Origin of the sequence: Collinsella sp. TF09-1AT (assembly GCF_003436895.1) — a bacterium.
Classification (GTDB): Bacteria; Actinomycetota; Coriobacteriia; order Coriobacteriales; family Coriobacteriaceae; genus Collinsella.
Window position 1 is genome coordinate 330,853 of record NZ_QSRC01000002.1, and the last position, 14,231, is coordinate 345,083.

Consider the following 14,231-nt stretch of genomic DNA (forward strand, 5'->3'; position numbering starts at 1 on the left):
GGCCGGGCAAAGCCCGACCAGCTCACAAACTTTCCCTCAGCTTATGGTCCTGAGAGGTTATCCGAAGGCCCGCCCGCCGGGAGGGGTTTCCCAAGGGCACATCCCGCAGCCGCAAAGCGGCGAGGACGTGCCCGTGGAAACCCCGCAGGCGGTCGGGCCGGTGGGAAGGATGGCCTTTCGACCTACTCCTTCTCCACGGCGCGCATGATCGCCTTGTAGATCTCCATCAGCGGGATGATCAGGAAGGCCAGGCCCAGCGCGGCGATAACGCCCTTAAGCTCAAGCGTCACGGGGCCAAAGAACATCTCGGCAAGCGTCGGCTGCACGGTTACGATCACCGTCAGCACCAGCGCCAGCGCGGCCGAAGCCCACAGCCACTTGTTCTGCTTCTTCATGCTAAACAGCGACGCACGACGGCTGCGCATATTAAAGCAGTGGAAGATCTCGACCATGTTGAGCGTGATGAATGCCATCATCACGCCTTCCTCGTCGGCATTACCGGCGATCATATCGGCGATGTGGATGTAGCCCATGTCAAAGTACACGCCCACAAAGAAGCTCGCCAGCACCAGCACGGTGATGATTAGGCCCTGGACCACGCAGTCCAGACCCATATGTCCGGCAAAGACACCGTCCTTGGCGTTGCGCGGCTTGCGCTTCATGATGTCGCCCTCGGCATCCTCCATGCCCAGCGCGAGCGCGGGGAAGCAGTCGGTGACCAGGTTCACCCACAGCAGCTGCACCGGCTGGAAGATGGTAAAGCCGATGAGCGTGGCAATGAACACCGAGAAGACCTCGGCAAGGTTGGCCGAAAGCAAGAACTGGATGACCTTGCGGATGTTGTCGTAGATGCGACGGCCCTCTTCGCAGGCGCCGATGATGGTGGCGAAGTTGTCGTCTGCAAGCACCATGTCGGCGACGTTCTTAGTGACGTCGGTACCAGTGATGCCCATACCCACGCCGATGTCGGCGCGCTTGATGGACGGGGCATCGTTGACGCCGTCGCCCGTCATGGCCACGATCTGGTCGCGCGACTTCCAAGCCTCTACGATACGGGTCTTGTGCTCGGGCTGGACGCGGGCGTACACGCCGTAGTCCTCGATATGCGCGTCGAGCTCCTCGTCGCTCATGCGATCGAGGTCGGCACCGGTGATGGCATGGCTGCGATCGGTGACGATTCCCAGCTGCTTGGCAATGGCCACGGCGGTATCGATATGGTCGCCCGTGATCATCACGGTGCGAATACCGGCATCGTGGGCCTCGCGGATGGCGTCGGCGACCTCGGGGCGAACGGGATCGATCATGCCGGACAGGCCGCAGAAGACCAGGTCGTGCTCGAGTGCAGCAGGGCTGCAGTCGGCGGGAACCTCGGTGTAGGTGCGGCTCGCCAGCGCCAGCACGCGCAGGGCCTCGTCGGCCATGGCTTTGTTGGCCGCCACGAGCTCGGCACGACGCTCCTCGGTCAGGGGGACGACCTTATCGCCCTCGTAGATGTGGGTGCACAGGCCGATCACCACGTCGGGCGCGCCTTTGGTGTACTGCTCATACTCGCCGTCCAGGGTCTCGACGACCACGGACATCATCTTACGACCCGAGTCGAACGGGGCCTCGCCCACACGCGGATGCTCGGCAGTCAGGCCGGTGAGGCCCGCCTTGCCGGCGTCGTTGACAAGCGCGCACTCGGTCGGCTCGCCCACGGCCTCGCCTAAATCCTCGTCCCACTGGGCATCGGAGCACAGCGCCATACCGGCCAGGAACTTCTCCTTAGGCGCAGCAAGCTCGTGCTTGACGACGGTCATCTTGTTTTGAGTAAGGGTACCGGTCTTGTCGGAGCAGATGGTCTGCGTGCAGCCGAGGGTCTCGACGGCAGAAAGCTTGCGGATAATCGCCTGGCGCTTGGCCATCTTGGTCACGCCAAGCGACAGCACGATGGTCACAACGGCGACCAGGCCCTCGGGGATGGCAGCGACGGCGAGCGAGACGGCGACCATAAAGGTGTCGAGCAAAGCGGTCGGGTCGGTAAGGACGTTGCCCACGCCGTGGCGGAGGATATCGACGCCAAAGATGACGACGCAGATGACGATAACCATGATGGTAAGGATGCGGCTGAGCTCGGCGAGCTTCACCTGCAGCGGCGTGAGCTCTTCCTTAGCCTCGGCCAGGGCGCCGGCAATCTTGCCCATCTCGGTGTTCATACCGGTGCCGACCACAACGGCGCGGCCACGGCCGTACACAACGGTGGAGCCCATGTAGCACATGTTCTTGCGGTCGCCGAGCGGCACGTCATCGGTGCCCGCAGCAAGCTCGATCACGTTGGCGTGCTTCTCGACCGGCACGGACTCGCCGGTGAGTGCGGCCTCTTCGATCTTCATCGTGGCGCTCTCGAGCACGCGGCAGTCGGCCGGGACGGAGTCGCCCGCCTCGAGCATGATCACGTCACCGGGCACGAGCTCGGCGCTCGGCAGGTGCACGAGCTTGCCGTCGCGCAGTACCTTGGACTGCGCCGCGCTCATCTCTTGCAGGGCTTCGAGGGCCTCCTCGCTCTTGGCCTCTTGGACTACGCCCAGCACCGAGTTGACGATAACGACGAACATGATGATGGCGACATCAGCAAAGTCGGGCTCGCCCTTGACCATGCCCGTGAGCGCGCTGATAACCGCGGCCGCGATCAACATGATGACCATGGGGTCGGCCATCTGCTCAAAGAAACGCTTCCAAAGCGGCGTTTTCTCGGCTTCCTCAAGCTTGTTAGGGCCTGTCTTGGCAAGACGCGACGACGCCTCGCCGTTGCTCAGGCCGAGGTTCTCATCGACACCTTGGTCGCTGAGCACCTCCGCCGCGGCGGACAGGTATTCCTTTTGCATATAGAGTCCCCTCCTGGGATTCGGGCCACTCAGCAGATTGATGCCCGATCATAATTCCCAGGAGAAGGGCAAGGGCTCATCAAGGCTGCCGTGCTGAGCGGCAGTTGATAGTGGAGCTATGGTACCCCAAAGCGACGCGTCTAGCCAAAACATTCCATCTGGAAACACGGCACAGGCGCAACGGTGCAGACAGTGTGATGCTCGAGATTGATAAAACGTTTTTTCTTCAGCGCATCGGCAAACTGAAATATCGCCCAGATAGCAGCGGTAAGACCGCTTGGTAAAAGTTTTTCTTTAGTCTTTTTTGACTAAAGAATGAACTTCTAAATCGGCATACGGTCGATTTTTTGGGGTATTCGGTCGTCATTTCGTTATAATCAACTCAGTTTTATTTCTTATGCTTTATCTATCAGCGCAAGACGATGTCAGATGGAGGTCTGAATGTACAAGCGCACTAAGATTGTATGCACCATGGGTCCCGCCTGCGATAGCGACGAGACCATCCGCGAGATGATCAAGGCGGGCATGAACGTCGCCCGTTTCAACTTCTCGCACGGCTCTTACGACGAGCACCACGGTCGCATCGAGCGCGTCCGTCGTATTTCCAAGGAGCTCGGTCTGCCCGTCGGCATCCTGCTCGACACCAAGGGCCCCGAGGTCCGCACCGGCCTTTTGGTCGACGGCAAGAAGGTTGCCGTCAAGACCGGCGACAAGATCGTCGTCACCGCTCAGCCCACGTCCGAGGATTTCCACGGCACCGCTGAGCACATCTCCCTCGACTACCTGGCTCTGCCCTCCGAGGTCGAGAAGGGCTCCCTCATCCTGATTGACGACGGCCTGGTTGCCCTCGAGGTCGAGTCCGTCGACGGTCAGGACATGACCTGCGTCGTCAAGAACGACGGCCTAATCGGCGAGCGCAAGGGCGTCAACATGCCCAACGTCAACATCTCGCTGCCCGCCATCACCGAGCGCGATCGTCAGGACATCCTCTTTGGCCTGACCGAGAACATCGACTACATCGCCGCTTCCTTCATCCGTGACGGCGAGTCCGTCCGTGGCATCCGCAAGCTTTGCCGCGAGAACGGTGGCGAGCACGTGACGATCTTCCCGAAGATCGAGTGCGCCCTTGGCGTCGAGAACTTCGACGAGATCCTCGAGGCTTCCGACGGCATCATGGTCGCCCGTGGCGACCTGGGCATCGAGATCAAGCCCGAGCTCGTTCCCCACATCCAGAAGGAGATCATCGCCAAGTGCAACGCGGCCTACAAGCCCGTCATCACCGCTACGCAGATGCTCGACTCCATGCAGCAGAACCCGCGCCCGACGCGCGCCGAGGTTGCCGACGTTGCTAACGCCATTTACGACGGCACCGACGCCGTCATGCTGTCCGGCGAGTCCGCTGCCGGTAAGTACCCGGTCGAGGCCGTTAAGATGCAGGCCAGCATCGCTCTCGAGACCGAGAAGTACCTCCCGGCCCACGCTCCGCTCGAGGTTCCGGCTGACGCTCACGGCACCCGCGTCGTCAACAACGTTGTGGGTATGTCCGCTGTGAACATGGCCACCACCGTTGGCGCCAAGTGCATCACCGTGCCGACGACCACCGGTCGTACCGCTCGCCTGATCTCACACTTCCGTCCCAACATGCCGATCTGCGCGTTCTCCCGCCACGAGTGGGCCGTCCAGCAGATGATCATGTACTGGGGCGTCATCCCGCACCAGGCAGAGATTACCCAGGGCACCGTCAACGGCACGATCGTCAAGGCGATCGAGACCGCCAAGGAGCTCGGCTACGTCGAGGCCGGCGATCTGACCGTCGCCACCGCCGGCGATCCCCGCATGAGCGTCCAGCTCGAGGACAAGGTTTCCTCGACCAACGTCGCTTACGTCGCTCAGGTGCGCTAAATCGCACTTGCAAGCAGATTTGCATTGCAAAGGGCCCGGAAGGCTTCGCCTTCCGGGCCCTTTTTCTGTGTGCCAATACCTGCACACGGCAAAACACGCACTCATTTCTTTACCAAAAGCGCGAAATCCACCCTTCAGGGCCCAAATAATAAAGTCCCAAGCGCTAAAAGTGTTCGCCCGGTGGCAAACCCACACCTTAACCGACGCTGCTAAATCGTTTTAGCAAGGTCAAAAATGACTATGTTTTCGGAAGTGCGGGGAAAAATTGCTCACCCCCAAGCACAAGCCCTTTTATTTCAACAAAACCCCTGATAAAGTTGGCTCAAATACTCCTTGTGCTTTGCCTGCTTCTCTTTTTCCCCGCACTTCCGAAACCGATAGCCTTTCTAGCCCAAACAACGCTCAAACGATCGGATTGCTATGTCATTTCTCGCTTGCGGACCCTCGGCTTTCCAGTACTATCGCATCCCGCCCCAGATACTGGGACTCTATCCGGCAATCCTGCCGCCCGACCATGACCATCGCTTGGTGCATTACTCAAAACAGCCAGTATTTGAGGATCTACTCGACAAGCCGGTCTGGAGATTCGTGGGCGAAAAGGGTCGCCGCGCGAACGGCAAGCTTTTTCGCAGCCGCCTGCTGACCCAGGAACCACCTCCCGGGTCGTTTAGGCAAACTGAACATGGATTTGATGTCACATCGCCCGAGTTCACACTGCTCAACCTTGCTACGCAGGTCTCACGCAACCAGCTGCTCATGGCGTGTTATGAGATGTGCAGCTCATTTGCAGTATTTACGCCCTGCGAGCGTGCGCAAAAGCAACTTGATGAGGCAATATCCCTTAAGCTCATTCCACCCGACTGTGGCTGGGAGCGCGTTGTTGACACCAAGGGCAATGGCACCAATTTGTGGAAACGCGCGCCGCTCCTCAGCGCGGCGGATATCGCCGCGTTCGCCAAGCAGGCCGCAGGCCTGCGCAGCGTCAAGCAACTCCGTTGGGCCGCCAAACGCATGACAGGACAGACTGCCTCACCCTTCGAGGTCCAAACATCCATGCTCATCTCACTCCCCCGCGACGAAGGCGGCCTGGGCATAGACATCACCAATAACGCGCGCATCCCGCTCAGCGAAGCCGCACGTTCGCTGTATGACAAAACCTGCTGTTACGCCGACATCCTCATCGAAAGTTTCACCGACAGCATGGGTGTCATTCTGGAATGCCAAGGCCGCTCCGCTCATGACAGCGAAGCCGCGAGCTTCTCCGATGCCGAGCGCGCCACCGCACTCACAAGCATGGGCTACGACGTCATCCAACTTACCTATGACCAGATCAAAGACAAAAGGAGCTTTGGCAACCTTGCCGAACTCATCCATAAAAAGGCCGGGCTTCCCTACACCCCAAAGACCAAACAGGAGTGCGACGCCGAAGACGCTCTGCGACAAGAGCTGCTTGTCGATTGGGATGAACTATTCGCTGCCAGGCAGGCCAGCTAGCAGCTAGCAATCAGGGGCAGTGCGGGTGTGCCGGGAGCGGCTACGCGCTCGGCAAAGCCTGCCTCGGTTAGCTCGATGACATCGGTAAACGTTGCATCGAAAAATTCCTCGGTTAGCAGGCGATACGGCGGATGATCGGGCTCACCGGGGTTTTCGCGTACAATCTCGTGCATGACGCCGATAGTCTTGAGCACATACTCCTTATGGATGGGATACTGCCCAAAACGCGTCGCCGCGGTATACAGGCGATTGGTCGCACGCGGAATCGAAACAATGCCCAGCGTCTTGCCAAACCAGTCAAAGTCGCCTTGCTTTTTAATGCGGAACTCCTCACACGGCTTGCCGCCGTGCGCCTCCAGATACTGGTTCACACGCGTGTTCCATACCGTGTCGGCCACCAGATGCGACCAGACGCCCAGCGTTAAATCGAGCAGCGACTGCGCCACGTCTTCGGACGCAAGCGAGAACTCACTAGCGCCGGGACCGGCAACCGGCTCGGCATACTTGTAGCGCTGGGGATAGTGCACGCGGTTCAGTCGCTCGCGTTCCTCGATAATCGAGGTCGCCGCGGCCGGCGCACCGGTGGGCGAACTTTTAAGCAACGGTGCCACATAAGTATCCCAGAACTCATGCTCACGAGGCTTAGGGATGGGCTCAGGCTTGGCAAAGTGCGTAATGCGGTACGGGATGGGATCGGCGATGCCAGGGACCATATAGCCCACGAAGATATCCGGAACCACGCAGCCAAACAAAAAGGCATTGCGGTCGCGCACACTATCGGCAAGCACACTGGTGCGATCCAGCAAACGCTCCGTCTGAGCGATATGAATGTTCCAGCTTGGCATAGCCACCCCCATAAAAAACCTGGATAACTATACCATCACGGCAAAGCCGCGCAGGCGGCTACGCACGCTTTACGCAGCAACTAGTCCGTAGCACCGCTTTCGGTTCCATACGACGGCGAAGACGCCTCGACCACATGGTGATATCGATCGATATAGATGGCGCGGGCACCCAGGCGTCGCACCAGATCCTGGTGATGCGTACTCATCAAAACCGTCTTACCCGCCGCGACGTAGGCCAGCAAGAAGTTGACCACGATGTCGCATGAATCTTCGTCGAGTCCATTGGTAGGTTCATCAAGGACCAAGATATCCGGGTTCATCGACACGACGGCCGCCAGCGCCACACGCTTCTTTTGCCCGCCCGAGAGCTGATAGGGAGAGGCGTCGGCAAGGTCGGCAACCTGGAACAGCCCCATGGCATCGCGCACGCGGCGCTCGAGCTCGTCTGCCGGCAGCCCCATCTGGGCGGGGCCAAACGCGACCTCCTCGCCAACCGTGGCGCAAAAGAGCTGCGCATCGGCATTCTGGAACACAAAGCCCACGCGCTGATGGAACCGCTGGGCCGTCGCGGAATCCTTGAGATATGCCGCATCGACCGCATGCCCGTCGAACAGGTACGCACCCGCGTCCGCGAGTTCAAGACCGTTAATAAGGCGCATGATCGTCGTCTTGCCGCAGCCATTCGGACCAAGCAGGGCAACGAGCTCGCCACGATCGACCTGCAGCGACACACCATCGACAACCGTATGCCCCGCATAGGAAAACACCACGTCGCGTAGCTCGATGAGCGGCGCGACCTCGGCGCCCGCACCGTTCGTGCCCGCCGCATTATTCATATCGATCGTCAAAACGCCGCCCTTCCCTACTCACATCGACAGTTCGACCGTCCGCGCTACAACACCGCGCACAACACGAGGAGCAACGCCACAACGGCCGCGTAAACGGCATCGCGCCAGCCAAACCCGGCGCGCGCGGGCGCCGGATACGCACCGGCAAAGCCGCGACAAAGCATAGCCTCGTCCATCGCGCGGCTGCATTCCATCGCCTTGATAAACGTCATGCCCATGATACCCGCCAGCGAGTCGGTGCGCGAAAAACCCGCAGGCGCGGATCCGACGCTGCGCAGCATGACCGATTCGCACAGATCGTGCGCCGTGCGTCCCAGCACCTCGATATGCTTGAGCGCCATATCAAACGTAAAGATAACTTCGTCGGGCAGATGCAGCATTTTGAGCGCCGCCGACATGCGGCTCCAGGTAAGCGTCCACGAAACGCCCAGTACCAGCGACACATTAATGAAGGTCTTGAGCGCGATCTTGAGCATGGCGCCCGTGGCAGAAGCGCCCAGCAGCAGAGCAGGCAGCGCCAGAACCACTGCGAGTCCCGCGGCGCCGAGCGCCGGCACAAAGGTCGCGCGCAGCCCGCGTACAGGGCGCACGGCAACGAGCACCAGCGCGATAGCCGCCATCAACATGAGATACAGCGGGCTTTGCGTCAGACACACGCACAGGACGCAAACGAACATCCCCACCAGGCGCACCGGAGCCGAAACGCAAGAAAGGGCGCGGTCGACCATCGACCCGCCCTCGTGCGCGCCTCCACCCAGGCGAACCCGCTCAAGCAGGCTCGCCAGGTGCAGGACATTCTTTTGCATCACACGATGCCGAGCCCCCACGGGCTCATATCGCTCCTCGGCCGCAAGCCAGCTAGGCAGCTCGGCTATTGCCATGAGCACCGCTTTCCTTGACCGTCAGCGAGACCAGGCGGAATGCGATGGTAAGCACCGCCACGCCAATCACGCCCGAAAGAATATACATCGCGGCCTGGCCGGCAAAGCCAAGGCCCTGCTCCTCGGAATAGACCTGCAGGTAGTCGCCCGTGGGCAGCGCATCGGCAAAGGTCGGAGCATCGAGGCCGACCGAAGCCTGCAGACTGTCGTCACCAGCCTCCTGAACGGCGGTCGCGGCGCCCTCAGCGTCCCACTCGCCCCAGGCGTCACCCGTGGCCAGCAAGCCCAGCGGCGTGGCCACGATAAGCACGGCGACCAGGATAAGCGTGGGGATTAGGGAAGTCTTCTTGGCGGTACCATCGGCAGCAAGCTGGCCATCGACGGCCTCGGGCCCGACGATAACGCTCGGCGCCGTCTTCTTAATGAAACCGTAGATGGCGGCCGTCGCCACGCCCTCGATCACGCCGGCAACCAGCATATGCGGAATCAACATGGCCGGAATAGCCACGGACAGTGGGAAGGGGCAGTACAGCGGCGCGCCCGAAACGTTGGCAAAGAGCATCGGCTGAATACCAAACTCGATTGCCGCGCACAGGGCCGCCAGGCACAGGCCGACCCAACCGCTCACGACGGCAGAAACCGAGGTGCCCCAGCTCTTGTCGTGCAGACGACTGTTGAGCGCGCGGAACACGATGACGGCGGCAAACGGCAGCACAAAGGCCATGTTAAAGCAGTTGGCGCCAAACGACAGAACGCCGCCGTCGCCAAACAGCAGCGCCTGCAGCGCCAGCGCAACCGAGACAGCGATAGCCGCGGCCTCGGGGCCCAGCAGCAGCGCGATGAGCGCACCGCCGACGGCGTGACCCGTGGTGCCGCCGGGCAGCGGCACGTTGAACATCATGAGCAAAAAGGAGAACGCGGCGCAGATGCCCAGAAAAGCCATGTGCTCGCGATCGAGCGTGGCGCGCACCTTCTTGATGCAGTGGACCCAAACGGGCACCATCGCCACCGCCATGACGACATCGGTCTGCGGGGACAGATAATTATCTGGAATGTGCATAGCGCCTCCCGGTTGTCGGCACGCGATCGCAGTGCCGTTTGAATCACCTTGCCAGTGTTACGTATTGCTAGGTTCGTAACACGCCGCCGGCTATCATAGCAAACGGCGCACTGCCAACAAAGCAGTGCGCCGTTTTGCAATACATTTGTCACAGACGCAAGCGATCCTATCCGCGAACCTCGCCGTTTACGCCCTTGCACACCTTGGTGACGATCTTCTGGTGCGCCTTCTCGACCTCTTCGCTGGTGAGCGTGTGGTCGTCGGAGCGATACGTAAGCGCAAAGGCCATGGACTTTTTGCCCTTGCCGATGCGAACCGGATCGCGGTAGACGTCGAACAGGCGCACGCCCTCGAGCAGCTTACCGCCGGCACTGGTAATGCGGCGCTCAAGATCCTCGCAGGTCACAGCGTTGTCGACCACAATTGCCAGGTCGTGCTCAACAGCCGGGTACTGCGAGAACTCGCGGTAGTTCTCCTGGTTGCGGGCACCCTTGATCAGCTTGTCCAGGTCGAGCTCAAAGGCAACGACGACCTCATCTATGCCGCAGGCCTCGCGCGCCTCGGGGTGGATCTCGCCGACCCAGCCCAGCACGGTACCGCCAGACAGAACCTCGGCGGCACGGCCCGGCTGCAAGAAGGCGTAGCCCTCGCCCACGGCGGGACGGAAGCGAACCTTCTCGATGCGCAGCTGGGCGAGCAGCTCCTCGACAATGCCCTTACCAAAGAAGAAGCGCAGCTTGCGGTACTTCATGTTCCAGGACTGCTCGCTCCACTGGCCCGAGAGCACACCCGCCACGGACTTGGTCTCCTTGGGCAGGCTGGCGTTCTCGCGACCGTGGAACAGGCTGCCGACCTCGTACAGGTGCACGTTGGGCGTGCCGTGGGCCTCGTTATAGGCCACGGATTGCAGCAGGCCCGGCAGCAGCGAACGACGCATCTCGGTCTGCTCGGCTACCAGCGGATTCATGAGCACCACGGGGCAACCGCGGCCCTCGGTGGACATACCGATCTTCTCCAGGTCGCCCGGGGCGGCAAAGCCAAAGGTCGTGGTCTCGTTGAGGCCGCAGGCGCGCAGGATCTCGCCGACCTTGCGGGTGAGCTTCTGCTCGCGCGTCAGACCGCCGATGTGGTTCTTGGCAGCCGGGATGGTCGCCGTCACACGGCCCATGCCCCACAGGCGCAGGACCTCCTCGATCAGGTCGATCTCGCGCGGCAGGTCGGGACGGAAGCTCGGCGGAGTGACCATGAAGTCCTCGCCGTCGCGCTCAACGGTGCAGCCCAAGCGGGTGAGCGAACGCTCGATAAAGTCGGGCTCGATGTCGGCGCCGCAGATGGCATGCACGCGGGCCAGGCGCAGCTTGATGCTGTCGATGGTCTTGGGCGCGGGGAAAACGTCAACGTAGCCGGGAGCGACCTCGCCGCCGGCGATCTGCTCGATGAGCGCGCAGGTAACGTTGGCGACATCCACGCAGCCGGTCTCGTCGACCTGGCGCTCAAAGCGGATGGAGGCGTCGGAGATCAGCGACAGGTCGCGGCTGGTGTGCGAGGTACGACCGGCGTTGAAGCAGGCACTCTCGACCATCACGTCGACGGTGTCGTCCTCGATCTCGGAATCCATGCCGCCCATAACGCCGGCCAGCGCCACGGGACGCTCGCCGTCGGTGATGAGGCCCATGCCGGCGTCGAGCGTGCGCTCCTCGCCGTCGAGGGTCGTGAACTTCTCGTCCTGCTGGGCGGCGCGAACCACCACGCGGCGATGGCCCTCGCGCTCGGCAAAGGTTGACAGGTCAAAGGCGTGCAGCGGCTGACCGGTGAGCATCATCACGTAGTTGGTGATATCGACGATGTTGTTGTGCGGACGCACGCCCAGGGCGTTGAGGCGCTTGACCATCCAGTCGGGCGACGGGCCGACCTTCACGTTGCGCACGATGCGGGCGACATAGCGGTCGCACAGGCCCTCGTCGGCAATCTCGACCGAAAGCTCGTCGTCGGTCGCGCGGCCGGTCTCGGCCTTGATGGCGGGCAGCTCAACGTGAAAATCGCGGTCGAAGATGGCGCCGGTCTCGCGGGCCATGCCGATCATGGACAGGCAGTCGGGGCGGTTGGGCGTGATCTCGCAGTCGAGCACGGTATCGCTCGAGCCCACATACTCGGCAAACGGCATGCCGCAGGGCGTATCCTCAGGCAGAATCATGATGCCGGAGTGGTCGCCGCCCAGACCGAGCTCGCGCGCAGAGCAGTTCATGCCCATGGACACGACGCCGCGAAGCTTGCTCTTCTTGATCTTGACGTCGCCGGGCAGAACTGCGCCGATCATGGCCGTGACGATGTGGTCGCCGGCCTCGAAGTTCTGCGCGCCGCAGACAATCTGCAGCGGGGCGGGGTTGCCGTCGGCGTCGAGGTTCTTGTCACCCACGTCAACCGAGCACACATACATATGGTCGCTATCGGGGTGCGGGGTCTTGGTGAGCACCTTGGCGGTCACCACGTGGTCGAAGGACTCGCCCACGGTGTCAATCGCCTCAACCTCGGTGCCGGTGCGGATATACTCGTCCGAAAGGGTCTTAGGATCTTCCGGAATATCAATCATGGTCTTGAGCCAGTCGTAAGAAACGCGCATCTAACTGGTCTCCTTTCATAAATGCGGCTTTGAGCCAAAAACTGCAACGGAGACGGGTTTTCCAAGTGCCGCAGATTGCCTTGAAAGAGGAGGGCCGCGTACTTAGGTACGCAACCGACGATTGAAAGGCAAGGTGCGGTGCTTGGGAAAGCCGCCGGGCCTAGAACTGATTTAAGAAGCGCATATCGCCCGTCATGAGCGTTCGCAGGTCGGGCAGGTCGTAGCGCAGGGCCGCGACGCGCTCGGCGCCAATGCCAAAGGCAAAGCCGGTGTACTTCTCGGGGTCGATGCCGCAGTTGATGAGCACGTTGGGATCGACCATGCCGCAGCCCAGGATCTCGATCCAGCCGCTGTGCTTGCAGAAGTTGCAGCCCTTGCCGCCGCACACGTGGCAGCTCACGTCCACCTCGCAGGAAGGCTCGGTGAAGGGGAAGAAGTGCGGGCGGTAGCGCGTCTTGCGGTCCTCGCCAAACATGCACTTAACAAAGTAGTCGAGCGTGCCCTTGAGGTCGCCAAAGGTGATGTCCTCGTCGACGACCAGGCCCTCGATCTGGTTGAACTGCGGCAGGTGGCAGGCGTCGGCCGTATCGGGACGATAGACGGTGCCCGGACAGATCATGTAGATGGGCGGCTTCTGCGACTCCATGGTGTGGATCTGCACGCCCGAAGTCTGGGTGCGCAGCAGTACGTCGGACTCGCCATGGGCGTGAGCCTCGGGGTGCGCGACGCTGCCGGGGTTGTTGTCGACCACGTAGAAGGTATCGCGGGCCGAGCGGCTCGGGTGATCCATGGGCGCGTTGAGCGCGGTGAAGTTGTAGTAGGAGGTATCGACCATGGGGCCGGACTCGACGGTGTAGCCGATGCCGCAGAAGATGTCCTCGGCCTCCTCGATAATCTGCTTGATCAGGTGCTGGTGACCGATCTGCGGACGGATGCCCGGCAGCGTAATGTCGACGGCCTCGTGCTCGAGTGCGTGCTTGAGGGCGGCGGCCTTCATCTCGGTGGCGCGCTCGTCGAGCATGCCCTCGATCAGCTGGCGCATCTCGTTGGCGCGCTTGCCCATGACGGGACGATCCTCGGGGGCGAGCTTGCCCATCATACGCATCAGGCCGGTGATGCGGCCCTTGCGGCCGAGCAGCTCAACGCGCGCAGCCTCGAGCTTTGCGGCGTCGTCGGCGCCTGCGACGAGCTCCTTGGCCTCTTCCTCGAGTTTGACCAGATCATCAATCAGACTCATGTCTTCCCTTTCGTCTCTCGCGTATCCGCGCTCCGGGACGGCTGACGCCGCCCGATGCTGCGGATGCGCGGCCCGGTTCGGTAACAAAAAAACCGCCCTCGGGCATGTGCATTGCCCAAGGACGGTTAAATTCCGCGGTACCACCTTGTTTGACCCGGCGGATGTCTGGCCCGCCGCGCCCACTCTGCGCCTCTTGTCGCGAGGCTCACGGCTTCCCTACTGGGGCTTTGCTGCCACTGGCCGCGCGCCCGTTGAGGTCGCTGCTCGGGAGTGAACGCTTGGCCCTTGCCACCGCAGGAAGGCTTGCAGCCCATGACCTTCCCTCTCTTGCCGGCGACGCGGCGGGCAAAACCCTCTCCGTCAACGCAATGGGCTATAGGATAACACATTCTGCAAGCATATCGCCGCGTTCCGTTTTGTTCGCGCTGGGTACAAAGCAGGCCTTGATTATCAACTTTATCCGAACACCTCCCACATTCA

At 61.5% G+C, this 14,231-nt stretch carries 10 protein-coding genes; 3 read left to right on the top strand and 7 right to left on the bottom strand.

What is annotated here, in order from left to right:
* Positions 1–182: 182 nt before the first annotated feature.
* A complete protein-coding gene (locus DXC90_RS03145; protein ID WP_117734719.1) occupies positions 183–2,864 on the bottom strand; it encodes a cation-translocating P-type ATPase in 2,682 nt (893 codons plus the stop codon).
* Positions 2,865–3,305: 441 nt separating this feature from the next.
* Between DXC90_RS03145 and pyk the strand changes: the two genes are divergently transcribed.
* A complete protein-coding gene (gene pyk, locus DXC90_RS03150) occupies positions 3,306–4,766 on the top strand; it encodes a pyruvate kinase (RefSeq protein WP_089572705.1) in 1,461 nt (486 codons plus the stop codon).
* 420 nt (positions 4,767–5,186) lie between these two features.
* Positions 5,187–6,260, top strand: coding sequence for a hypothetical protein (locus tag DXC90_RS03155; RefSeq protein ID WP_117734720.1), 1,074 nt, complete (start codon positions 5,187–5,189; stop codon positions 6,258–6,260).
* Here DXC90_RS03155 and DXC90_RS03160 read toward each other — a convergent pair.
* From DXC90_RS03160 to pheS, 6 genes are all read right to left on the bottom strand, one after another.
* Positions 6,257–7,105, bottom strand: coding sequence for a hypothetical protein (locus DXC90_RS03160; protein ID WP_117734721.1), 849 nt, complete (start codon positions 7,103–7,105; stop codon positions 6,257–6,259). The genes DXC90_RS03155 and DXC90_RS03160 overlap by 4 nt on opposite strands.
* 80 nt (positions 7,106–7,185) lie before the next feature.
* Complete coding sequence (locus DXC90_RS03165; protein WP_117734722.1) at positions 7,186–7,953, bottom strand: energy-coupling factor ABC transporter ATP-binding protein; 768 nt, start codon at positions 7,951–7,953, stop codon at positions 7,186–7,188.
* 44 nt (positions 7,954–7,997) lie between these two features.
* On the bottom strand, positions 7,998–8,834 hold the full coding sequence (locus DXC90_RS03170) for an energy-coupling factor transporter transmembrane protein EcfT (RefSeq protein WP_117734723.1): 837 nt from the start codon (positions 8,832–8,834) through the stop codon (positions 7,998–8,000).
* On the bottom strand, positions 8,812–9,894 hold the full coding sequence (cbiM, locus tag DXC90_RS03175) for a cobalt transporter CbiM (RefSeq protein ID WP_117734724.1): 1,083 nt from the start codon (positions 9,892–9,894) through the stop codon (positions 8,812–8,814). The genes DXC90_RS03170 and cbiM overlap by 23 nt, the downstream gene beginning before the upstream one ends.
* Before the next feature lie 166 nt (positions 9,895–10,060).
* Complete coding sequence (gene pheT, locus DXC90_RS03180) at positions 10,061–12,514, bottom strand: phenylalanine--tRNA ligase subunit beta (protein WP_117734725.1); 2,454 nt, start codon at positions 12,512–12,514, stop codon at positions 10,061–10,063.
* A gap of 160 nt (positions 12,515–12,674) precedes the next feature.
* Positions 12,675–13,751 carry a phenylalanine--tRNA ligase subunit alpha gene (pheS, locus tag DXC90_RS03185; RefSeq protein ID WP_117734726.1) on the bottom strand — a complete coding sequence of 359 codons (1,077 nt, stop codon included), beginning with the start codon at positions 13,749–13,751 and terminating at the stop codon, positions 12,675–12,677.
* Positions 13,752–14,029: 278 nt separating this feature from the next.
* Here pheS and DXC90_RS09690 point away from each other — a divergent pair.
* Positions 14,030–14,231 (top strand): hypothetical protein (locus tag DXC90_RS09690; protein WP_233502123.1); only part of this gene is annotated, 202 nt, incomplete at its 3' end.

Bases quoted from the DNA above. Each gene is read 5' to 3' on its own strand.
- pheS (WP_117734726.1), bottom strand. From the start codon at position 13,751: ATGAGTCTGATTGATGATCTGGTCAAACTCGAGGAAGAGGCCAAGGAG.
- DXC90_RS03170 (WP_117734723.1), bottom strand. From the start codon at position 8,834: ATGGCAATAGCCGAGCTGCCTAGCTGGCTTGCGGCCGAGGAGCGATAT.
- DXC90_RS03160 (WP_117734721.1), bottom strand. From the start codon at position 7,105: ATGCCAAGCTGGAACATTCATATCGCTCAGACGGAGCGTTTGCTGGAT.
- DXC90_RS03155 (WP_117734720.1), top strand. From the start codon at position 5,187: ATGTCATTTCTCGCTTGCGGACCCTCGGCTTTCCAGTACTATCGCATC.
- pheT (WP_117734725.1), bottom strand. From the start codon at position 12,514: ATGCGCGTTTCTTACGACTGGCTCAAGACCATGATTGATATTCCGGAA.
- cbiM (WP_117734724.1), bottom strand. From the start codon at position 9,894: ATGCACATTCCAGATAATTATCTGTCCCCGCAGACCGATGTCGTCATG.
- DXC90_RS03145 (WP_117734719.1), bottom strand. From the start codon at position 2,864: ATGCAAAAGGAATACCTGTCCGCCGCGGCGGAGGTGCTCAGCGACCAA.
- pyk (WP_089572705.1), top strand. From the start codon at position 3,306: ATGTACAAGCGCACTAAGATTGTATGCACCATGGGTCCCGCCTGCGAT.